Origin of the sequence: Acinetobacter lwoffii (genome assembly GCF_024129435.1) — a bacterium.
Taxonomy (GTDB): domain Bacteria; phylum Pseudomonadota; class Gammaproteobacteria; order Pseudomonadales; family Moraxellaceae; genus Acinetobacter; species Acinetobacter lwoffii_F.
In genome coordinates this window covers 61,309-82,964 of the sequence record NZ_JAMXXN010000002.1, presented here as the reverse complement: position 1 = coordinate 82,964, position 21,656 = coordinate 61,309, and the positions used below count along the sequence as shown (strand labels likewise).

Sequence of the window (21,656 nt, the reverse complement as noted above, 5' to 3'; positions counted from 1 at the left end):
ATTTATTTATGTTCCTGAATATACCATTTGTTGGCCAGTTCGGACAGACAAAGACGTCCGTTTTTCCAACAAACTTATTGTGGTCGGGTATGGACTTAGACTTGAGATATATAAGTCTGATGTGTCTTGTCTCGCACTAAATAAGCGGTTGCATCCTGCTCAGGAAGCGGTTTGGAAAATAAGTAACCTTGGGCAATATCACAGTCTAAATCACGTAGATATTCTAGCTGCTCTTCAGTCTCGATCCCTTCTGCGACCACGGTCATGCCCATGGCTTTACCCATGGCCACCATGGCACTGACAATGGCTGCCTGCTTGTTTTCCCCAATCTTGCAAACAAAACTGCGATCAATTTTTAAGGTATCAATCGGAAAATCAGCAAGATAGGAGAGGGAGGAATAACCTGTGCCGAAATCATCCAAGGCAATATGAATATGCCGCAGTTTAATCTCATTCAGCAGATTTTTGACCGCTTCCGAATTTTCAATTAAAGAAGATTCGGTAATTTCCAGTTCCAGACTGGTACCAGAAATCTGGTTGTCTGCAATGGCCTGATCCAGATCATCGAGCAATTGACCACGACGCAATTGCTGTGCCACGATATTGACTGATACACAAATATGATTAAAACCCAGATCATTCCATTGGCGAATCTGTTTAGCGGCCTGCTGGATTACCAGACGGCCAATGTCTGAAATCAGGCTGGTCTGTTCCGCTAAAGGGATAAACAGCCCCGGCGCAATAATGCCTTTTTCTGGATGATTCCAGCGAATCAGCGCTTCAAAGCCATAAATGCTTTGATCACTAAAATTGATTTTGGGCTGATAATACACAACCAGTTCATTATTCTGGATCGCTTTACGCAAATCCCGTTCCAGAAAACCTCCTTTGTTGTGTAACGCATTATTTTCACTAGAATAAAAATGAATGGTATTGCCACCGAGATTTTTGGCTTCGTTCAATGCCTGTTCGGCGCAGTTATTTAAATAATCCAGTTGACGGCCATGGTCCGGATAAAATGCCACGCCCATGGACAGAGTAATCACATGATCCTGACCGTAAATATTAAACGGTCTGCTAAAGGCCTGAGCGATGCGTTCACAATGGTGCTGAACTGACGGGCGAATATGTGAAATTTCATAGAGAATCGCAAAATCATCGCCATTTAGATGTGCCACAAATAGCGCTTCTGCATTGGTCATGCGCAGCCGCTGCGCCACCTGACGTAAAAGTTCATCACCGCCGTTATTGGACAGGTATTCATTCAATGGCCGGAAACGGTCGATGTTAAGCCGAATCACAGCCATCTCTTTAATAGAGTCTTTTTGCGAAACTAGATATTGATGTAGCTGATAGTTATAGTAGAAGCGGTTTGGTAAATCGGTCAGTGTGTCGTAATTTTCCAGATAGGACAGGCGCTGTTCCTGTAATTTACGTTCAGTCAGATCCGAGACAATGCCAATATAATGGGTAATCCGGCCTTCATCATCAGTCACGGCATTAATATGCAGCCATAAGGTCGACTCTTTGCCAGACAGAAATTTGGCATAGACCTCTCCATCATAAGAGCCAATCTTTTGAATCTGTTTGACAATATTGGCCTGAAAAGTACGTTGCTGGGATTTATTTTGCACCGCAATATCAAATAAGGATTTACCAATAATCTCGTCACGCTCAAAACCGCTCAAGTATTCGTAGTGAGGATTGACATCGATATAATCTAATTCAGGATTCAGAATGAAAATCCCTTCCGCAGCCTGTTCCAGTACACTGGCCACCAGCTTTAAACGTTCTTGAGACAGACGTTCCTGCTGGATATCACGACGGATGCCCACCATACGCAAGGGTTTTTTATTTTTAGGATCACGACTGATCACACGGCCAATATCATGCACCCAACTCCAGCCACCTTCACTGAGCTTGATCCGGTAAGTGGCATCATAGCGTTCAATCTGGCCACGCAAATGCTGTTTCATATTGCGCTTAAAATAGTCCAGATCTTCGGGGTGAATCAGATACTGTAATTGCAGATGGTGATCTTTGGAGTCGCGCAGAATCTTTTCATCTTTATGATTGGTTAAGGTAATGCTGCGCTCTTGAATATTCCAGTCCCATGGACGAATGCCGGCAATTTCATGGGCAAGTTCCAGGTTTTGCTGCTGATTCTTCAGGTCATGATTGATCTGTTCAATATCATAAGTACGTTCCCGTACTTTTTGTTCCAGCAATTGATTACTGAGCTGTAATTGCAGTTCAATGTCTTTGGGTTTATTGACTTCAGTTTTGAGTTGTTGGCACAGTTCATCAGTCCAATGCACTTGCTGTTCGGCATTTTTCACCAGAATCTCATTTTCCGCATATAGACGTGAGGTACGGCTATGAATGCGGTAACTACTTGTCGCACACAGCAGAATCACAATCATGGCGAAGTTTAAAGCCAGTGCAAAGAAAGGATTGGAATGACCGATATGATAAATTTGCGATAGTAAAAAGGGCAGTAAAGACGGTAAAAATGCCAGGCAGAAATAACTCAGTTTCTGGGTTAAATAGGTTAAACCAAAGGCTTGGGTAACAATCAGCAACAAGGCTGACAAGGTCAGTGCTTCAATATCTTCAAATGCAGGATTGGCCTGTGGCAAATAATAATAAATCGTAAAAATACCTGCCGCGATACTGATGCCCACAGCCAGACTCTGTATCTGTAACCAGCGGTGTGCACTTTTTTGATTATAGTGTTCAGGTTTAAAATACAGCGTACTCACCAGCCAGCACATGCTGACCAGGAGTTCTGTCAGAATAAACCAGGTATTAAAATACGTATTAGAGGGACTATATTGAATGTGATAAATACAAAAAATATAAAGGCAAATTACCATTATACTGAGCAAAAAATAGCGACTATGGCGAAGCGTGTTCGCAATCTGAGCATCATGTAAATGTTGCTGAATATAGTCGTCCTGATTATCAACCATGTGATTCAATGCCTGTATTCATCCTAAACGGTTTTGTCCTTGTGCATTGTTGTTATAAAAACCCCAGGAAATGTGTGAAATTAATTAATAAGTATTTGTTATTCTTTAGTCGAGATTAGATGTCTTAAAAGTAAAAATCAACAAAATTAAAGACAAATTTTTACCCATCCGATGAACTAAAGCACATAATTCAAAATTGACAGGGCAACAACCGGAGCGGTTTCGGTACGTAGTACACGCTTACCTATACACCAGTTGAGAAAACCTTTCTGGTTTGCAGTACTAATTTCTGCCTCACTCAGGCCACCTTCAGGGCCGATAAGCAGGGCAAGATCTAAGGTCGCCTCTGCCAGTACATCTGTTTCATCTTTATTGGGTGCTAAAACCAGTTTGGTGTTTGGCAATTCATTTTCTAGCCATTTTTCTAGGGAAATGGGCGCTAAAATCTTGGGTACAATGTTTAGACCACATTGTTCACAAGCCGCAATAGCAATGCCTTGCCAGTGATCCAGCTTTTTCTGGTCGCGATCATACTTTAAACGCATTTCACAACGATCCGAAGTCAGCAGCTGAATTTCGGAAACGCCCAGTTCGACTGCTTTCTGAATCGCATAATCCATACGGTCGCCTTTACTCATCACCTGACCGAGCAAAGCCTGGAACTTTGGTGTGCGATTGGCAGGATTAAATACATTAACCGAAACTGTGGCTGATTTTTTAGCAACCTCGGTTAAAGTCACGTCATATTCGCCACCCTGTCCATTGAACAGGGTCGCGCTTTCACCGACTTGCGCGCGTAAAACCTTTACCCAATGATGAAATACAGTTTCCGTAAGCTCAAGGCTGACATCAATAGTTAAATCAGCATCTATATAAAAACGTGGCATTGATCGTTCTACTCAAAAAATCGGTGAAATAAAGGGCTTAAGCTAAACCAAGATCGGTGACCAGCTGACGGGTCGGGTCAGTAGTGTTCATGGTGTAAAAATGCAAACTTGGTGCACCACCTGCAAGCAGACGCTCACAGAATTTAACCACAACTTCATGGCCAAAGGCTTTAATGCTGGCAGTATCGTCGCCATAAGTTGCCAGTTGCTTGCGAATCCAGCGTGGAATTTCAGCACCGGTACCATCAGCAAAGCGAATCAGGTTGCTGGCATTGGTAATTGGCATGATGCCTGGCGCAACTGGAATATCGATTCCTGCTTTCTGGATGCGATCTACAAAGTAAAAGTAAGCATCTGGATTGAAGAAAAACTGAGTTAAAGCGGCATTGGCACCGGCCTGAACTTTTTCAACAAAGTGCTGAATGTCTTTGTCAAAGCTTTCTGCCTGAGGATGCATTTCCGGATAAGCTGCGACTTCAATTTTAAAATGATCGCCTGAATGTTCGCGGATAAAGCGGACCAGATCCTGTGCATAAGGCAATTCACCTAAACCGACCTGACCAGAAGGCAAGTCACCACGCAGGGCAACAATACGGTTAATGCCTTGAGATTTGTACAGGTCTAGAAGTTCAGCAATACGCGCTTTGTCATCGCCAATACAAGACAGGTGAGGGGCAACAGGTGCACCTTTGCCATTAAAGTCATTGATAGTAGACAGGGTGCGTTCACGAGTGGAACCACCAGCACCATAGGTCACAGAGAAGAATTCTGGGTTTAACAGTTGCAGTTCTTGATGCACAACTTTGAGTTTTTCCGCACCTACATCGGTTTTGGTTGGGAAGAATTCAAATGAAATTGGAATCTGTTTAGACATGTTCAAATCCTTTTTATAAATACTTTTTAATTAGTTTTACCTCTCCTAAATCCTCTCTTGCGCTGAGCTTCAAAGCAGTGCTTTAAGCACGCTCAGGAGAGGACTTACCCTCGATGACATACATTTGGTAATGAATGTTCCCTCTCCCTATGGGAGAGGGTTAGGGAGAGGGTTGAGTTTAATTAGTATTTATAAGCATCCGATTTAAACGGACCTTCAACTTGAACGCCTAAGTAATCCGCTTGTTCTTGAGTCAATTGAGTCAAGACACCACCGAAACCAGCAACCATCGCAGCAGCAACTTCTTCATCTAATTTCTTAGGAAGAAGTTCTACACGAATTTGTGCAGCTTTTTCAGATTCTGGAAGATCAGCAAATTTCTCAGCGAATAAATGCATTTGACCCAATACCTGGTTGGCAAATGAGCCATCCATAATACGTGATGGGTGACCAGTCGCATTACCAAGGTTCACCAAACGGCCTTCAGAAAGAAGGATCAGGTAATCATTTTCATTTTCTGAACGATACACCTGGTGTACTTGAGGTTTAACTTCAACCCACTTGTAGCCACGTAGGTAAGCTGTATCAATTTCAGTATCAAAGTGACCGATGTTACAAACAACTGCGCCAGCTTTTAATGAATCAAGCATTGCTGAATCACAAACGTGGTAGTTACCCGTTGTAGTCACGATAAGGTCAGTGTTTTGAAGAAGATCAACGTTGATGTCTTCTTTCTTACCTGTTTGTACGCCATTTTTGTATGGAGATACAACTTCATAACCGTCCATACATGCTTGCATAGCACAGATTGGGTCAACTTCAGTTACGCGTACAATCATGCCTTCTTGACGAAGAGATTGAGCAGAACCTTTACCTACGTCACCGTAACCGATTACAAGCGCACGACGGCCAGATAAAAGCATATCTGTACCACGTTTGATTGCATCATTTAGTGAATGGCGGCAACCGTATTTGTTGTCGTTTTTAGACTTGGTTACTGAATCGTTTACGTTGATTGCAGGAACTTTTAAAGTACCGTCACGAAGCATTTCGTACAGACGTTGAACACCTGTCGTTGTTTCTTCAGTTACACCGTGAATTTTTGCAATCACTTCTGGGTATTTTTCGTGAACAAGTAGCGTTAAATCACCGCCATCGTCAAGAATCATGTTGGCATCCCAAGGCGTGCCATTTACATTGATTTGTTGTTCAAGACACCACATGTATTCTTCTTCAGTTTCACCTTTCCAGGCAAACACAGGAATGCCTGCAGCAGCGATAGCAGCAGCAGCATGGTCTTGAGTTGAGAAGATGTTACATGACGTCCAACGAACTTCTGCGCCTAATTCAACCAGTGTTTCAATAAGAACAGCTGTTTGAATAGTCATGTGGATACAGCCGAGAATTTTCGCGCCTGCAAGTGGTTTTGCTGCCGAATAGCGTTTACGCAGACCCATGAGGGCTGGCATTTCAGCTTCAGCAAGTTTAATTTCTTTACGGCCGTAATCAGCAAGTGAAATATCAGCAACTTTGTAATCTGTAAATGAAGCAGTAACCGCGTTCATCAGGATCTCCTAGGAAAAAATAGATTGGATCGTTCTGTTCGCGGATGCCGTTGTTGATCAGAACGAATGTCTGACCGATGGTCGAGCCTAGCGATTTTACATTTAGTGCCTGTAAAACGTCGCAGCATCCCTCGACTAGCGCAGTATTGTACTTGGATTCTATGAATGAGCCAAGTTGAAAAAAGATAATATTAATTGTTTTCTAAGTTTTGAGTTTTTAGTTGATCAAAAGCCTGTCAGCCTGTAGGCATTAAAATCGAATATTTTCTATTTATTCTTTTTTTGATTCTCCCGCCTTACAGGGGAATAAGCACGATATTTAATTTTATCGTCATGATTATGCGTTTAAAAAAGCCCATCATCTGACGGGCTTTTTATTTATTCTATTTCCTGTTCAATCTTATCTGCTTTTTGTGTCCAGTAATCTGCCTGTATGTCATCAGCGACAACACCTAAACCGTTCCCATAAATAAAAGCAAGATCGCGCATGGCCTGAACTTCACCCCATTCCGCAGCCTGTTTGACTAAAGAAATCGATTTCTCTACATCTTTTTCAATCACATCACCACGACGGTAGAAACCGGCCAGCTCTAAAGTCGCAGCAGGGTGCTTCTCGATATTGGCCTTGCTTAACCAGTAATAGGCTAACTCAAAGTGAGCTTTGGATTCTTCCGGATCTTCTTCTGCTAATTCTTTGGCATAAACGGTATAACCTTCACCTAACCAGTACATTGCATCCACCAGCCCGCCGTTGGCAGCTTTCAATGCCCATTCTTCAGCCAGAATGATGTCATCATCATGCTCGCTTTGCATATACAGCTCAGCCAGTTCAAATTGCGCTTCAGCATTACCGGCTAAGGCAAGATTGGTCAGGACAGCAGAGGGAGAAACACGCTGGGTCATATCAACATCTCAAAAATATTGTGGGTAGACTAAAAGGTTTAAAGAAAAAAAGCCAATCCGAAGGCCAGCTTTTTAAAGAGATTGATCAATCAAATGATTAGATCAAGCAAATAATCCCTGAGATCGAAGCGATGAACACACAGAACATTACGATCACTTTAATTCTACTTGCCAGATAACTCAGGCTTGAAGCTACGACCAAGGCCGCAAAAGTTAAACTGCCGAGCCAATAACTGATCATGTTGCTGATCGTTCCAGCGAACAGGCACAGGATAAGTGCCAGAATCAATATTATCCAGCCAAGAATGCTGGCCAGTCTGGTTTTGGACGTATCTAATTCTTGAGCAAAGATCTGTTTTTGATGTTTGGACATGGATGCGGCAAGCGCAAATAAACCGAGAGACGTCAAAGCCCAAATCAATAAGAAGAACATCATGCCTGATTCTCCTTGAGCATCACTTTGGATTTTTTCGGTGGCAAGCTTTTATGATTTTTCACTTTCTTGAATGCAAACCAGAACAGGATTGCAAGCACCCACATCGCCAGATCAAAAGAAGCAATCATCCATTGAGCATTCAGGACGGTATTCCAGATCGCCTGACCTCCAGTCAGGAAATTAATGATTGGCAACAATGCGAATGCCACAGTTGCAAGCACGAGTAGCTCTAGCCAGGCTTGTCGATTGCTACGAATCATGGCGTAAACTAAGGTCAGCAACCAGACAATAAAGAAGCTACGAATCTCCCAGTTCAGTCGCATGTCCATGTCTGCCGGAATAAAACGGTTGGCATAGAAATAGGCAGCACAGGCAACAGGTAAACCAATAATGGCAGCGATATTGGTGACTTCCACAAGACGATAACCAAACGATTTATAGCCTTGTTTCTGTTGTTGCGGTGCACGTTTAACACACCATAGAATCAAGCCAGTGGCAATCATCAAGGTGCCGACCACGCCAGACATAAACAGTAACCAGCGAAGCGCCAAATCTACACCCCGAGCTTCATGCAGTGTGGTGAATACATTATAAATACCATTTGCAACCGAAGGCGTTTTCAGTGTGGTTTGATCCGGCTTTAATTCACCTGTTACGCCATTAAAAGCAAGGCTCGGATAAACATTACGATAAGCTACGCTGACTCCGTTTAAGGCACGAAGTTCAATTTCAGCTTTTATGGTATTTGGCTGGATAATAGTTATCGTGCCAATCGGGTTATTTCTCCATTCTTTCTCTGCTGTTGCCAAGATCGGAGCTAGATCGGTTAACGGTGCAGGAGGTGCAGCTTGCATTCCATCACGAGAGCGGCGACCTTCACTGCGTGCAGACATTTCGCTGCGCTCACCACGATTTCGTTCTTCGCCCCGCGGTCGGCGCTGTTCGCTGTCACGGGATTCAGTCTGAATACTATTATCCTGAATCAAGCTCTTACGCTGATCTTGCAGAAATGCTCCACGATTTTCATAAATCTGGTTCACGCCCCAAGGCATCAGAGTAAAAAGCAACAATAACAATCCACTGAATGTAATCATGATATGAAATGGCAGGGCAAATACCGCAGTAGCATTATGCGCATCCAGCCAGGAACGCTGACCTTTGCCCGAACGGAAAGTGAAAAAGTCTTTGAAGATTTTTTTATGGGTAATTACACCGCTGATGATTGCCACCAGCATAAGCAGGGTGGCAATACCGACAATCCAGCGCGCCCAGATCCGGGGTAGGCCATACAGTTCAAAATGGAAGCGGTATAGGAAGGAGCCACCACGTGTTTCACGGACTTGCAAAACTTCGCCGGTTGTACTGTCAATGGTTACACGGGTACCGCCACGACGGGCGCGCGGATCTTCGCCAGCACTGCGAATATTGAGTGTGGTGATATTTTGGCGTGAGTTAGGAAGCTGGATTGCCCAGCTGCCAGCATCCGCATGGTGCTGTTGCAGATAAGCCAGTGCCACACGGGTTTGTTCGATTTGAGTCTTTGGTGGAACTGATTGATGAAATTCCGGTTTCATCCAGACGGTAATTTCGTTCTGGAAAAAACTTAAGGTTCCCGTTAAAAATATCGCATATAAAAGCCAGCCTAAAATCAGACTGGCCCAAGTATGCAACCATGCCATCGACTGGCGCGGACCTTCGGGTTTTGCATCTATTCTCATTTTAATTTCCTAAAAGCTTATAGGCGATATAGAGCAAAACACCGGGAATCGCGATCCCGAACGTAGCTTTGAGGGTTTTATTCGCCATAAATACCCAGATAAATGCAGCAGTATTCAAGCTAAAGCCAATCAGGGTCGCGGACATGGCAGCACTGCTTCCACTGCCGATAAAAAGCTGGGCAATCACGATCGTTGCCAGTGTAGCCAGTAGATAACCGCCAGCACCCGCCAGAATAAAGCGATATAAAATCATCCCACGGTAAGCCAGCATATTGGCTTTGACTTTATTTTTGCTTGATGGTTTCGGTGCAGTGACTGTTTCAGTCGCTATAGCTTGCATATTCGGACTATTCATCATCGAGAAATCTGTCTGTATACTTGAGAAAGTTGTTTTATGAGAATGATAACAATTATTGTTTAGATTTTAAATATAGGTTGCTGAACTATTTATATGAAAAATAAGTAAAACTGGAAGTGAGGTTAAAAAAGAGAGAAGGAAATAGAGTTAAAATAGATCAAAATATAAGGCTTAAAAATAAAAACAGCGGCTCGAGGGCCGCTGTCTACACTTCATTTATTCACGATTAGTCTTGCTGAATACCTGCAACCACCCAGTCCTGATTTGAACCTGCTGGTTTGGTGAAATGCCAGATTTCTGCGAACGGTTGCGGCAAGCTGTTTAAGTCTTCGCTGACCGTACCGGTAAAACGTACGCTCACAATATACTGGCCATTGTCAGTCGATGAATCGACGACCATCGCATTCAGATTTGAAAACTCGGCAACATCCTGATCCTGATTGCTCATAATGTCGTTATACATTGACTGATAAAGATCAGGGGTCAAGTAACGCTGAATTTCAGAAATGTTGCTTGCTGTATTCATAGACTGGATATGGTTAAAACGCTGACGCGCTACACGCAAGAATGCTGCAGGTTCAGTACCATCCGGTAACTGGCTGCCACTTTGGGTATAAGCTGCACCAAAAGGCGCGTTATTTACCGGAGCAGAACCAAACGGAGCATTATTGCTTAACGTTTGACCACCTACATTCTGGCCAAAAATATTGGTACTGTCACCACCGCGAGGTGCAGTCGGTGCCTGACCAAAAGGTGCTGTATTACCAGCACCGCTATTTGGCGCGTATGGGTTAGAAGCTACTTTTTTTTTTGCACCCATTTTACGGAAAATGAAGAAGGCAACAGCAGCAGCAAGAAGGATCCAGATCCAGCCCGGAATACCACCTTTTTCCTCTTCTGCTTGAGCAGCCTGAGCTTCAGATGCTGCTACACTTTGATCATCCGCCAAGGCATTGGCAGCAACTGCACCAATCGCAGCACCGGCTACACCCGCGGCAACCATGCCGCCGACACCCGGACCAGATTTTTGCTGGGTTGCAGCACCGGCAACTGGCGCTTGTTGAGCAGGCGCAGCTTGACGAGGTTGTTGATAAGATTGAGTAGGTTGTGCAGAACGTTGCATGCCGTGACTTTTACCGCCACCGGCACGTTTTGCTTCAGCTGCAAAAGGCGCAACCAATAAAACTGCTGTCAAGATACCTGTGATCAAACCGCGCTGTCGAACTTCCATTCATTTTTCCTATGAGAATAAAACCTGTTTGTACAGTCTATTTATATAGGCTTTGTGTGGAATTTCAATCAAAAATCTGTATTTTTTTGCTCTTTATACGAAATGAGCCGGTTTACAGTTAATTGAGTTCATCACTCAGCGCCATTGCCTCGCTCAAGGCTTCATGTAAACGCGCAACTGCAATAATTTGCACGCCCTCGATGGATTTTTGCGGTGCATTGCCGCGAGGGACAATAATGTATTTAAAACCATGTTTAATCGCTTCTTTCAGCCGTTCCTGACCGTTCGGCACAGGGCGAATCTCTCCAGACAGTCCGACTTCCCCAAAAACCGCCAGCTGTTGCGGTAAGGCTTTGCCACGAATGCTGGAAGCGCAGGCGAGAAGTACCGCCAGATCCGAACCTGTTTCGGTAATTTTCAATCCACCGACAATATTGACATAAACATCCTGGCCGGAGGTTTGCACACCACCATGCCGATGCATGACTGCAAGGAGCATATTTAGACGGTTCTGATCCAAACCAAGCGCTACGCGTCTTGGTTGGCCATGTGCATCATCGACCAGTGCCTGAACCTCAACCAGTAGCGGGCGCGTACCTTCGCGGCTGATCATTACAATCGAACCGGGAATCGCTTCATCATAACGGCTTAAAAAGATGGCTGAAGGATTGGAAACTTCGCGCAGACCTTTATCGGTCATGCCGAACACACCGAGCTCATTGACCGCACCAAAACGGTTTTTGACCGCTCGGATCATCCGGTAACGTGAATCCGACTGGCCTTCAAAATACAGCACACAGTCCACCATATGTTCCAGTACACGTGGGCCGGCCAGTGCGCCTTCTTTAGTTACATGACCGACCAGAAACAAAGACGTGCCACTATTTTTGGCAAAACGGGTCAACAAGGCCGCTGATTCACGAATTTGTGAGACACCACCTGGTGCAGATTGCAGGGTTTCGGTGTACAGGGTTTGGATCGAGTCCAGGATTGCCACCGCAGGACGTTGCTGGGCCAGTACTTCACAAATACGTTCGACGCAGGTTTCTGCCATGACTTTGAGCTGGTCGGTCGGCAGATCCAGACGCTGGGCACGTAAAGCCACCTGAGACAAGGATTCCTCACCGGTCACATACAGGGCCGGATTTTTGGCAGATGCCATGTGTGTGGCTGTTTGTAGCAAGATGGTAGATTTACCAATCCCGGGATCACCGCCGATTAGGACCACCGAACCAGTGACAAGTCCGCCACCCAAGACCCGGTCAAATTCGCTGATACCCGTCGGCAGACGAGTTTCATGAGAGACTGAGACCTGATTTAAAGTCGTGATGCTGGACGCCTGGCCTGCATATCCACCACCGATTTTTGGCTGGGCGCGATGCGTCACTGCCGGTGCAATGGTCACCTCAACCAGGCTGTTCCATTCCCCGCATTCAGAACACTGCCCCGACCATTTTGGATGATCGGCACCACACTGTTCACAACGATACACACTTTTTGCTTTAGCCATATTTGAAGATGTAGCGATTGAAATTGAGTGACAGCATAGCGGTGAATGCTATAGAAAACCAAGCCTTTCACCTGAAAAATCATGGTTTTTACGACAAGGCTTGTCGTTTTTATTTATGCTGATTTGAATGCTATGCGTCAACGCCGTCTATAATGCCCATCTTGTTATGCTGGAATGGAACAGATCTTGTCACAATTGTTGAAACATATTGATGCGATCGCACGCGAAAAAAACCGTGATGTGCTGTTTGTGCATTTTGATCATTATGTACATCCAGATCGGGACGCAAACTCGGTTCGCCAAATGTTGATCGGCTGGCTAGAGCAACAGGGCATTGTCTATATGCCGTGTTTAGGTGTGGATCAAACCGTCCATAGTGAAATCTACCTAGGTGGTCTTTATCTGGATGTACCTTTTGATTTGCATCATAAAACCTATCAAAAACTGAGTGAGTATCTGGAAGATGAACAGGGCAATATGAAAATTGAAGGCATTCAGTTTTTTGTTTTATCTTTAGGACTGGCACTGGAACTTGAATCTGAGTGGGACAAGCTCGCTTTTAGTGGTTTACGTTGCTAAATTTTTACGATGAAGAATAGAAAAGATGAAGCATAAAAAGCCACGATTAACGTGGCTTTTTACTATTTGAGTTGAGTAGTTAAATAACTTATCAATTAATAAAGTTCACCAGATTTACGTCTTGCAATGAAGTCTTTCGACTCTTTGGCAATAACACCAGACAGGAGTAATAAGCCAATCAGGTTTGGAACCGCCATCAGGCCGTTAAAGGTGTCGGCAAATAGCCAGACCAGATCCAGTGTGGCCACACAGCCAATGAAAACTGTAGCAATGTAAATGATACGGTAAGGCAGTACGAATTTTTCACCGAGTAAATAGGTGGCACATTTTTCACCGTAGTAGCTCCAGCCTAAAATGGTGGAATAGGCGAAGAAAATAATACCGAAAGTGACCACCCAACCACCGACACCCGGCAGCAGCTTGTCGAACACACCGATGGTCAATACGGCACCGGTTTGATCTCCGAATGAATTACCGGCCATGATATAACCCATCACCAGAACAATACCGGTAATTGAACAGACAATAATCGTATCAATGAAGGTACCGGTCATAGACACCAGACCTTGACGGGCTGGATGATCGGTTTTTGCCGCTGCGGCAGCAATCGGCGCAGAACCCATACCGGCTTCGTTAGAGAATACACCACGTGCTACACCATAACGAATCGCTGCACCAATCGCACCGCCCACTGCAGCTTCGCCGGTAAAGGCATAGGTGAAGATCATTTTTAGTGCCGGCACGACCAGTTCCAGATTATTTAAAATAATAATCAAACCGCCAGCAACATAACCCACTGCCATAATCGGCACGATCACAGAAGAAGCTTTGGAAATCGATTTGATCCCGCCCAAAATCACCAGTGCTGAAAAGGCAGTAATAATAATGCCTGTCATCCAGGTTTCGATGCCCAAGCTGTTTTCAACCGCCAGTGCTACAGTATTCGACTGTACTGAACTGCCGATCCCAAAAGAAGCTAGTGTCCCGAACAAAGCGAAAATCAGTGCCAGCCATTTCCATTTCAGACCACGTTCGATGTAGTACATCGGACCACCGGACATTTCACCTTTCTCATTTTTCACTCGGTATTTGACTGCCAGAACACCTTCGCCATATTTGGTCGCCATACCAAACAAGGCAGTCATCCACATCCAGAACACGGCGCCCGGACCACCGAGGACACAGGCAGTGGCTACGCCGGCAATGTTACCGGTACCAATCGTGGCAGAGAGTGCGGTCATGAGTGAAGCGAATTGGGAAATGTCCCCTGAGTGGTCAGGATGCTTGCCAAAGACCTGTTTGAAGGCTAGGGGCAACATGCGGAACTGCCAGAACAATAAACGGAAGGTGAGGAAGATCCCGGTACCAACAATCAGTACCAGCATATAAGGGCCCCACACCCAGCCGCTTAAAGTTTCCATTAAACTTTGTAAATTTTGCATAAAATTCTTCTTATTGATCCATGTCTGTGTAGTTCGAGGTATTGATTAAAAAGCAATTGCTATGCCAGATACATTCATCCTGAATGCATAAATTGACTGAATAGTGTTCTATTTTTTACACAGTTTTAAAAATTTGACAAGAAATTACTGGAATATCGCAGGTCAAAAATAAAGCAGAAGTGTAACCGTAGAGCGATATAAGAAAAATAAATTAACTTCTTCAATTAATCAGGAAATACAAATGATGCAAATTTTATTTTTGTATTCAGCATTTTTTACGTTAATTTGTCGCGAGTAAAACTCAAAGTTGTAATTAATAATGTCAGAAAAATATAACAATTCGTCGGCAGAGCACGGTGAATTAAAGCGGAGTTTGTCCAATCGGCACCTACAGTTAATTGCCATTGGGGGCGCCATCGGAACCGGCCTGTTTATGGGTTCGGGTAAAACCATCAGTCTCGCAGGTCCTTCGATTCTGGTGATCTATATGATCATCGGTTTTATGGTCTTTCTGGTGATGCGTGCATTGGGTGAGTTGTTGCTCTCCAATTTACAATATAAATCATTTATTGATTTTGCCACGGATCTGATCGGGCCTTGGGCCGGATACTTTGTCGGCTGGACCTACTGGCTGTGCTGGATCACCATCGGGATCGCAGATCTGTCAGCCATTATTTACTATCTGCAATTCTTCAATAATGGCTTGCCCTTTAGCCCTGAAGAAGGCGTCATGATCAGTGTTGCCGCGATTGTGTTTATCATGGGGCTGAATCTGGTCACGGTAAAACTGTTTGGTGAAATGGAATTCTGGTTTGCCCTGGTCAAAATTATCGCCATTGTGGTGCTGATTGCTGTTGGTCTGTGGATGGTGTTTACTGGCTTTACCAATGATGTTGGTACGGTCGCATCCTTTAGTCATATCTGGGAGCATGGCGGTTTGTTCCCAACGGGTGCCATGGGCTTCCTGGCCGGTTTCCAGATTGCGATCTTTGCCTTTGTGGGGGTGGAACTGGTGGGGACTACCGCGGCTGAAACCAAAGATCCGGAAAAGAACCTGCCAAAAGCGGTGAACTCTATTCCGATCCGTATCATTATTTTCTATGTATTGGCACTGCTCATTGTGATGTCAGTAACTCCATGGAACCAGATTGACCCGAATGTTTCGCCCTTTGTAAACCTGTTCAGTCAGGCTGGCATTGCAGCGGCTGCGATTATCATGAACCTGGTGGTATTGTCCTCGGTGATGTCATCGATGAACAGTGGCGTATTCTCGACCAGCCGTATGCTGTTTGGCCTGTCGCGTGAAGAGCAGGCACCGGTTGCCTTTGGTCGCTTGAACCGTCGCGCAGTGCCTGCAAATGCCCTGTATTTTTCTGCCGTGTGTTTGTTGCTGGGTGCAGCACTTCAGTATTTTGTTCCGGATACCGTTCGGGCCTTTACCTTGGCAACGACTTTATCCACGATTCTGTTTATCTGTGTCTGGATCATCATTATCTGGAGCTATATCGTGTATTACAAAACACGACCAGAGCTGCATGCCAAATCGACCTTTAAATTACCAGGTGGTTTAGTGACCTGTTGGATCGTGATTATCTTCTTCCTGAGCATGATCGTGGTCTTAGCGCTGGAAGAGGATACTCGCCAGGCACTGATGATCAGTCCGATCTGGTTTATCCTGCTAATCATTGGCTATTTTGGTTTCTATAAACAGAAACATAAATAAACCTTATCAATAAAAACGTCAGCGATCTGCTGGCGTTTTTTTTTGTCTAAAGATACTCTCTAGCGTTTAACGCTTGGGTCATGCCGAATGATCGCGTTATACTTCATCGAAACTATTACATTAGGTGGTCAGATGCGCCAAGTCATTTGCTACATCAGTATCTTAGCGACAGGTCTTGTTCTTGCAGGTTGTGGACAGTCAGGTGCTTTGCACTTGCCAAATGATCCGAATTACGACAAGCGTGCCAAGTATCTGTTATACAAAAATACTGAAACTGAGCCTAAAGCGTCCGATGAAGAACGCGAGGCACCCGTGCAACAACAGTTTGCTGCACCTACCGATTCAGACGTTAAAACCACACCATAACGCTTTCACAGAAAGGATACCTTCATGAGTTTCACCCGCATTAATGGGGTATTGCACGCTGAGCAATGTTCATTACAACAGCTCGCGGAGCAATTTGGCACACCACTCTATGTTTATTCTAAAGCTACTTTGGAAAAGCATTTTTTAGATATGGATCGTGCTTTTGATTTTATCGACCATCAAATCTGTTTTGCGGTAAAGTCCAACTCTAATCTTGCGGTATTGAATGTGTTGGCCAAACAGGGTGCCGGTTTTGATATTGTGACCGGTGGTGAATTGGCGCGTGTGCTGAAAGCCGGTGGTGATGCATCGAAAATCGTATTTTCGGGCTTGGGTAAATCTGAAGCGGATATCAAAAAAGCGTTGGAAGTCGGGATTGCCTGCTTTAACGTCGAATCGTATGCCGAGCTGGATCGTATCCAGAAAGTTGCGGCTGAATTGAATGTCAAAGCGCCGATTTCCTTGCGTGTGAATCCGGATGTCGATGCCAAAACCCATCCTTATATTTCAACCGGCTTAAAAGAAAATAAATTCGGTATTCCATCGGATAGCGTGTTTGAAACTTATCAATATGCAGCGTCATTGCCAAATCTGGATGTGGTCGGGATTGACTGCCATATCGGTTCACAGCTGACTGAAACCCAGCCATTTGTGGATGCACTGGATCGTGTCATTGTGATGATCGACCAGTTAAAAGAGCTGGGCATTCACCTCAAACACATCGATATCGGCGGTGGTCTGGGTGTGACGTATAAAGATGAAACCCCGCCGTCGGTTGAAGAATATGCCAATGCGCTACGTCCAGCTTTAGAAAAATTGGGCTTGAAAGTGTATATGGAACCGGGACGTAGTATCTCTGCCAATGCAGGTGTGCTGCTGACTAAAGTGGATCTATTAAAACCAACGAATCACCGTAATTTCGCGATTATTGATGCTGCGATGAATGACCTGATTCGTCCTGCTTTATATGAAGCATGGATGGACATTCAATCTGTTACACCTCGTACCGATGTCGAAACGAAAGAATGGGATGTCGTGGGCGCAATTTGTGAAACTGGTGATTTTCTGGGTAAAGAGCGTGAGCTTGCGATCAAGGAAAATGATGTGCTGGCAGTACTCGGTGCAGGTGCGTATGGTTTTGTGATGAGTTCAAATTACAACAGCCGTGGACGTGCTGCTGAGGTAATGGTCGATGCTGATCAGGCACATTTGATTCGTGAACGTGAGACGATTGAATCACTTTGGGAACGTGAGCGTTTATTGCCTTAAGGATAAATCAGGATGTTATTAGAATTTACCAAGATGCATGGTCTGGGCAATGACTTTATGGTGGTTGATCTGATCAGCCAGCGTGCTTATTTAGACACTTTGACCATTCAGCGTTTGGCTAACCGTAACTTCGGCATTGGTTTTGATCAGCTCTTGGTGGTTGAGCCACCTGATATCCCGAGTGCAGACTTTAAATATCGGATTTTTAATGCCGATGGTTCAGAAGTGGAACAATGTGGCAATGGCGTGCGCTGTTTTGCTAAGTTTGTGCATGATCGTCAGCTGACTACCAAAACCAAAATCAAGGTGCAAACCAAATCTGGCATTGTAGAGCCTGAATTGGGTGCGAATGGTTGGGTACGGGTCAATATGGGCTATCCAAAATTCCTGCCTCAGGAAATTCCATTCCTGGCCGATGCACCAGAAAGCCTGTATGACATTGATCTCGCTGGCGGTGAAAAGCTGACGATTGATGTGGTGAATATGGGTAATCCACATGCGGTGACGATTGTACCGGATGTGATTGCTGCCGATGTCGCACGGATTGGCCCACAAGTTGAATCGCATGCGCGCTTTCCGGCACGGGTCAATGCTGGCTTTATGCAGATCATTGATGAAAAGCATGCCCGTTTACGTGTCTATGAACGTGGGGTCGGCGAGACCTTGGCTTGTGGTACAGGTGCCTGTGCTGCCGCAATTTCAGGTATGCGCCGTGGTCTGCTTTCGAGTAAAGTTGAAGTTGAGCTGGCTGGCGGAAAGTTGCAAATTGAGTGGAAAGAAGGTGATGTGGTCTGGATGACTGGACCAACGGCGACCGTATATGAAGGACGTCTGGATTTACGTTATTTCCAGGGTTAAGCTTGGTTCCGCTTGAGAAAAAAGCACTGTCTGATCGATGGTGCTTTTTTTATGCTAGGATGGGAAAAACCGTAGAATTTGAATGAGATGAATAAGCTTGTGTTCCTGCCGGGTGCTTCAGGAAGCCAGCACTTTTGGCAGCCATTAAGAGCAGCATTAACCGAATATCAAGATCAGCAAGTCATTGCCTATCCGGGCTTTGATGGCGTAGCACCAAATTTGGTCATTCAAAACCTGTATGATCTGCAAGAATTCGTGAAAGAAAAAATTGAGAATGATTCCATTCTGATTGCCCAGTCTATGGGCGGTGTCTTGGCCGTTGGGTTGGCACTTAAGCATCCACAGAAAGTCAAAGGACTGGTATTGTTGGCGACATCTGGTGGCCTGAATTTGCAATCATTTCATTGTGCAGACTGGCGAACAGATTATCGTGAACATTTTAAAACAGCACCGGACTGGTTTGTACAAGACCAAACTGAATTTAGCCGCATTCAGCTTGAAAGTCTTGACGTTCCGATCTTACTGATCTGGGGAGATCATGATCCTTTAAGCACTGTTCAGCTTGGACAATACTTGGCAGGAATTTTTAAAAATGCAAAATTGCATATTATCCAAGGTGGAGATCATTTCTTTGCCAATACTCATGCAAATCAGGTTGCAATGCTGATTCAAGATTATTTGGAGCAACTCTAAATGGAGCAAGCAGTGATTGTCCCACCTCAACTCTTGCTTAACATGTGGCTGAAAGAACGTGAAATTCAAAACCAGTCCAAACATACCTTGCAAGCCTATGAACGTGATGTCTCAGATTTTTTAGAGTTTTGCCAGCGTGAGCAGCTCAATTTAAACGATGTAGAAGCCACCGATTTACGCCAGTTTCTGGCTGAAAAAGTGGAACAGCATCAGCTCAGTCCTAGCAGCCTGCAACGTATGCTTTCGGCTATTCGTCAGTTTATGAAATGGGCCGAGCAGGCTCAGCATATGGCTTTTAATCCGGCGGATGATTTTCAGTTAAAACGTCAATCGCGTCCTTTGCCGGGCATGGTGGATATTGAAACCGTCAACCAAATTATTGATCAGCCTGCGCCTGAAAATGAAATACAACAGCAAATGTGGCTCCGGGACAAAGCGATGTTAGAATTGCTTTATTCCAGTGGGCTGCGTCTGGCAGAACTGCAAAGCCTGAGAATTAAAGATATTGATTTCAACCGGCAGTTATTACGCATTACTGGTAAAGGCAATAAAACCCGGATAGTGCCTTTCGGTTCCAAGGCCAAAGACAGCGTGATGGCTTGGTTGCAAGTTTATCCCTTATGGAATGGTGATTTTGTGCCGGAGGCGAATGTATTTATTACCCAGAAAGGCAATCCGCTCGGTGCACGACAAATTGAAAATCGGGTCAAGTTTCAGGCGCAGCGCGCAGGCGTGAATGTAGATTTACATCCACATTTATTAAGACATTGTTTTGCGAGTCATATGTTGTCGAATAGCCGGGACTTACGCGCGGTGCAGGAAATGCTGGGACACAGTAATTTAACCACTACGCAAATTTATACTCATGTCGATTTTGACCATCTGGCCCAGATTTATGATCAGGCCCATCCGCGTGCGCAGCATAAAGAAGATTGATCATGTGCCCAGTTTTAAAGAATAAAAATCATGAAAATTGTATTTTTGGCACAAAACTTTCATATATAAACCTTAAAATGGAATTGAACTGAACATTGGCGTTCGGGTAAGCATTTCACTATTGTCTTATTCGTTAAATGCGCCATTTCAGGTATAACAATAACTAGTATTTAATATTTAAAATGAAATATTGCTGAGCAGTGTCTCAGTATTTGACCGATGGGAGGTGACATGGACACACTGGTAATTGCAGATATTGAGCAAAAATATGCACAGTTAAGTGAAGCTCAAAAAGAAATGTTTGCGGGTTATGGTCTGCGACAAATCAAGCATTTTGTGGAAATTAGCTTACCCAATCTTGAAGCGACCTTACCTGAAGGCGCCATCATTCAAGGGATTAATGCCGATGGAAAAGTTCAGGCCTTTAATGCGGCGACTGGACAATACTATTTATGGATTTCTGATTTGCAATGGCAATTGTCGAATCGTGCGACCCAGGCAGTCGATTTAAAAGAAGATGCGATTGCAATTTGGCAAATTTTTGAATTGGCAGACTATGAGCTGGTAGATTTAAGCCATGTACATCGTGATTTTTTAGCACAAGAAACTGAGTAAATTCTGAAGCATCCACACAGCATAAAAATAAGATTCAGTCTTGTGGTTTGGCTTTGTTTAAAAGGAAAAGGTTGTCTTCTATAGGCAACCTTTTCCTTATGGTAGGACTTGCCATCTATGTGTTTGTAACACAGGTTGTGATTTAAGCAAGCTACGATTATTTAAATCCTAAATTAAGAACATAGCTTCGTTATCTAAAATCAGTTTGCCTATAAATCTTCTAAAGGCAGCTGGAAACTCTGTTTAATAATCTGGCTGGGTAAATCCGTTTTGACACTGGTAATACCATTTTTTTTAGTTAGATGTGTGGACTGGAATTTGCGATAACTTTCCAGATCAGGCACCACGACTTTCAACATGGCATCGCTCTCTCCCAAAATAATGTAGCACTCCATCACCTGAGGCAGTTCTTTCATCGCCTCAATAAAGGTATCAATGGTTTCGGCATCCTGACCGACTAACCAGATGCGTGAAAATAAAATCAGCTGAAAACCAATTTTTTGTTGGTCGACAATAGTCGTGTAATTCTGAATCACGCCTGCATCTTCCAGTAATTTTACCCGGCGTAAACAGGATGAAGGTGAAAGTCCGATTTCACGTGCCAGATCATTATTCTGAATACGGCCATTGGCCTGTAAATGTCGAATGATATTTTTATCAATTCGATCAAGTTTTACCCGCACAGACTTGGTGGATATTTTCATAAATTAGAATAATATTC

20 protein-coding genes are annotated in these 21,656 nt (G+C 44.3%); 8 read left to right on the top strand and 12 right to left on the bottom strand.

The genetic code is table 11. From position 1 onward, the window contains the following. Positions 1-95: 95 nt before the first annotated feature. The 10 genes from NI455_RS01685 to radA form a co-directional block, all read right to left on the bottom strand. Positions 96-2,972: a putative bifunctional diguanylate cyclase/phosphodiesterase gene (locus tag NI455_RS01685; RefSeq protein ID WP_253112105.1), complete on the bottom strand. Its 2,877-nt coding sequence runs from the start codon at positions 2,970-2,972 to the stop codon at positions 96-98. A gap of 176 nt (positions 2,973-3,148) precedes the next feature. Then, positions 3,149-3,859 carry a 16S rRNA (uracil(1498)-N(3))-methyltransferase gene (locus tag NI455_RS01680; protein ID WP_253112103.1) on the bottom strand — a complete coding sequence of 237 codons (711 nt, stop codon included), beginning with the start codon at positions 3,857-3,859 and terminating at the stop codon, positions 3,149-3,151. Between the two features lie 37 nt (positions 3,860-3,896). Further along, entirely contained in the window at positions 3,897-4,733 is an 837-nt protein-coding gene (gene metF / locus NI455_RS01675) for a methylenetetrahydrofolate reductase [NAD(P)H] (protein ID WP_253112101.1), read from the bottom strand. A 182-nt stretch (positions 4,734-4,915) separates the two neighbouring features. Further along, complete coding sequence (gene ahcY / locus NI455_RS01670; RefSeq protein ID WP_218209267.1) at positions 4,916-6,298, bottom strand: adenosylhomocysteinase; 1,383 nt, start codon at positions 6,296-6,298, stop codon at positions 4,916-4,918. A 378-nt stretch (positions 6,299-6,676) separates the two neighbouring features. Next, on the bottom strand, positions 6,677-7,201 hold the full coding sequence (locus tag NI455_RS01665) for a tetratricopeptide repeat protein (protein WP_005103918.1): 525 nt from the start codon (positions 7,199-7,201) through the stop codon (positions 6,677-6,679). 97 nt (positions 7,202-7,298) lie between these two features. Then, positions 7,299-7,637, bottom strand: a complete 339-nt coding sequence (locus NI455_RS01660) for a DUF3325 family protein (RefSeq protein ID WP_253112100.1) — start codon at positions 7,635-7,637, stop codon at positions 7,299-7,301. After that, positions 7,634-9,355, bottom strand: a complete 1,722-nt coding sequence (locus NI455_RS01655; protein WP_253112098.1) for a PepSY-associated TM helix domain-containing protein — start codon at positions 9,353-9,355, stop codon at positions 7,634-7,636. The genes NI455_RS01660 and NI455_RS01655 overlap by 4 nt, the downstream gene beginning before the upstream one ends. 1 nt (position 9,356) lies before the next feature. Continuing rightward, positions 9,357-9,713, bottom strand: a complete 357-nt coding sequence (locus NI455_RS01650; RefSeq protein ID WP_253112096.1) for a hypothetical protein — start codon at positions 9,711-9,713, stop codon at positions 9,357-9,359. A 226-nt stretch (positions 9,714-9,939) separates the two neighbouring features. Beyond that, a complete protein-coding gene (locus tag NI455_RS01645; RefSeq protein WP_253112094.1) occupies positions 9,940-10,944 on the bottom strand; it encodes a Tim44 domain-containing protein in 1,005 nt (334 codons plus the stop codon). A gap of 118 nt (positions 10,945-11,062) precedes the next feature. Then, positions 11,063-12,454, bottom strand: a complete 1,392-nt coding sequence (gene radA / locus NI455_RS01640) for a DNA repair protein RadA (protein ID WP_004731817.1) — start codon at positions 12,452-12,454, stop codon at positions 11,063-11,065. Between the two features lie 174 nt (positions 12,455-12,628). Between radA and NI455_RS01635 the strand changes: the two genes are divergently transcribed. Beyond that, a complete protein-coding gene (locus NI455_RS01635; protein ID WP_354269257.1) occupies positions 12,629-13,033 on the top strand; it encodes a hypothetical protein in 405 nt (134 codons plus the stop codon). Positions 13,034-13,128: 95 nt separating this feature from the next. Here the strand turns inward: NI455_RS01635 and NI455_RS01630 are convergent, their stop codons facing one another. Further along, on the bottom strand, positions 13,129-14,475 hold the full coding sequence (locus NI455_RS01630) for an alanine/glycine:cation symporter family protein (RefSeq protein WP_253112090.1): 1,347 nt from the start codon (positions 14,473-14,475) through the stop codon (positions 13,129-13,131). 319 nt (positions 14,476-14,794) lie between these two features. On the opposite strand from NI455_RS01630, the gene NI455_RS01625 reads away from it, so the two are divergent. The 7 genes from NI455_RS01625 to NI455_RS01595 all read left to right on the top strand — a co-directional run bounded on the left by NI455_RS01625 (position 14,795) and on the right by NI455_RS01595 (position 20,935). After that, positions 14,795-16,198, top strand: a complete 1,404-nt coding sequence (locus NI455_RS01625) for an amino acid permease (RefSeq protein ID WP_004731814.1) — start codon at positions 14,795-14,797, stop codon at positions 16,196-16,198. 132 nt (positions 16,199-16,330) lie between these two features. Next, complete coding sequence (gene lptM / locus NI455_RS01620) at positions 16,331-16,564, top strand: LPS translocon maturation chaperone LptM (protein WP_195726050.1); 234 nt, start codon at positions 16,331-16,333, stop codon at positions 16,562-16,564. Between the two features lie 24 nt (positions 16,565-16,588). Further along, complete coding sequence (lysA, locus tag NI455_RS01615) at positions 16,589-17,833, top strand: diaminopimelate decarboxylase (protein WP_253112088.1); 1,245 nt, start codon at positions 16,589-16,591, stop codon at positions 17,831-17,833. Positions 17,834-17,845: 12 nt separating this feature from the next. Then, positions 17,846-18,691: a diaminopimelate epimerase gene (dapF, locus tag NI455_RS01610; RefSeq protein WP_253112086.1), complete on the top strand. Its 846-nt coding sequence runs from the start codon at positions 17,846-17,848 to the stop codon at positions 18,689-18,691. Positions 18,692-18,778: 87 nt separating this feature from the next. Beyond that, on the top strand, positions 18,779-19,384 hold the full coding sequence (locus NI455_RS01605; RefSeq protein WP_253112084.1) for an alpha/beta fold hydrolase: 606 nt from the start codon (positions 18,779-18,781) through the stop codon (positions 19,382-19,384). Beyond that, complete coding sequence (gene xerA / locus NI455_RS01600; protein WP_005252485.1) at positions 19,385-20,320, top strand: site-specific tyrosine recombinase/integron integrase; 936 nt, start codon at positions 19,385-19,387, stop codon at positions 20,318-20,320. It begins immediately after the preceding gene. 231 nt (positions 20,321-20,551) lie between these two features. After that, positions 20,552-20,935 (top strand): hypothetical protein, encoded by a 384-nt coding sequence (locus tag NI455_RS01595; protein ID WP_164543195.1) that lies wholly within the window; start codon positions 20,552-20,554, stop codon positions 20,933-20,935. A 209-nt stretch (positions 20,936-21,144) separates the two neighbouring features. On the opposite strand, the gene NI455_RS01590 is transcribed toward NI455_RS01595, so the two are convergent. Further along, positions 21,145-21,639 (bottom strand): Lrp/AsnC family transcriptional regulator, encoded by a 495-nt coding sequence (locus NI455_RS01590; RefSeq protein ID WP_004645712.1) that lies wholly within the window; start codon positions 21,637-21,639, stop codon positions 21,145-21,147. Positions 21,640-21,656 lie beyond the last annotated feature (17 nt).

Bases quoted from the DNA above. Each gene is read 5' to 3' on its own strand.
- NI455_RS01685 (WP_253112105.1), bottom strand. From the start codon at position 2,972: ATGGTTGATAATCAGGACGACTATATTCAGCAACATTTACATGATGCT.
- NI455_RS01680 (WP_253112103.1), bottom strand. From the start codon at position 3,859: ATGCCACGTTTTTATATAGATGCTGATTTAACTATTGATGTCAGCCTT.
- metF (WP_253112101.1), bottom strand. From the start codon at position 4,733: ATGTCTAAACAGATTCCAATTTCATTTGAATTCTTCCCAACCAAAACC.
- ahcY (WP_218209267.1), bottom strand. From the start codon at position 6,298: ATGAACGCGGTTACTGCTTCATTTACAGATTACAAAGTTGCTGATATT.
- NI455_RS01665 (WP_005103918.1), bottom strand. From the start codon at position 7,201: ATGACCCAGCGTGTTTCTCCCTCTGCTGTCCTGACCAATCTTGCCTTA.
- NI455_RS01660 (WP_253112100.1), bottom strand. From the start codon at position 7,637: ATGATGTTCTTCTTATTGATTTGGGCTTTGACGTCTCTCGGTTTATTT.
- NI455_RS01655 (WP_253112098.1), bottom strand. From the start codon at position 9,355: ATGAGAATAGATGCAAAACCCGAAGGTCCGCGCCAGTCGATGGCATGG.
- NI455_RS01650 (WP_253112096.1), bottom strand. From the start codon at position 9,713: ATGATGAATAGTCCGAATATGCAAGCTATAGCGACTGAAACAGTCACT.
- NI455_RS01645 (WP_253112094.1), bottom strand. From the start codon at position 10,944: ATGGAAGTTCGACAGCGCGGTTTGATCACAGGTATCTTGACAGCAGTT.
- radA (WP_004731817.1), bottom strand. From the start codon at position 12,454: ATGGCTAAAGCAAAAAGTGTGTATCGTTGTGAACAGTGTGGTGCCGAT.
- NI455_RS01635 (WP_354269257.1), top strand. From the start codon at position 12,629: ATGGAACAGATCTTGTCACAATTGTTGAAACATATTGATGCGATCGCA.
- NI455_RS01630 (WP_253112090.1), bottom strand. From the start codon at position 14,475: ATGCAAAATTTACAAAGTTTAATGGAAACTTTAAGCGGCTGGGTGTGG.
- NI455_RS01625 (WP_004731814.1), top strand. From the start codon at position 14,795: ATGTCAGAAAAATATAACAATTCGTCGGCAGAGCACGGTGAATTAAAG.
- lptM (WP_195726050.1), top strand. From the start codon at position 16,331: ATGCGCCAAGTCATTTGCTACATCAGTATCTTAGCGACAGGTCTTGTT.
- lysA (WP_253112088.1), top strand. From the start codon at position 16,589: ATGAGTTTCACCCGCATTAATGGGGTATTGCACGCTGAGCAATGTTCA.
- dapF (WP_253112086.1), top strand. From the start codon at position 17,846: ATGTTATTAGAATTTACCAAGATGCATGGTCTGGGCAATGACTTTATG.
- NI455_RS01605 (WP_253112084.1), top strand. From the start codon at position 18,779: ATGAATAAGCTTGTGTTCCTGCCGGGTGCTTCAGGAAGCCAGCACTTT.
- xerA (WP_005252485.1), top strand. From the start codon at position 19,385: ATGGAGCAAGCAGTGATTGTCCCACCTCAACTCTTGCTTAACATGTGG.
- NI455_RS01595 (WP_164543195.1), top strand. From the start codon at position 20,552: ATGGACACACTGGTAATTGCAGATATTGAGCAAAAATATGCACAGTTA.
- NI455_RS01590 (WP_004645712.1), bottom strand. From the start codon at position 21,639: ATGAAAATATCCACCAAGTCTGTGCGGGTAAAACTTGATCGAATTGAT.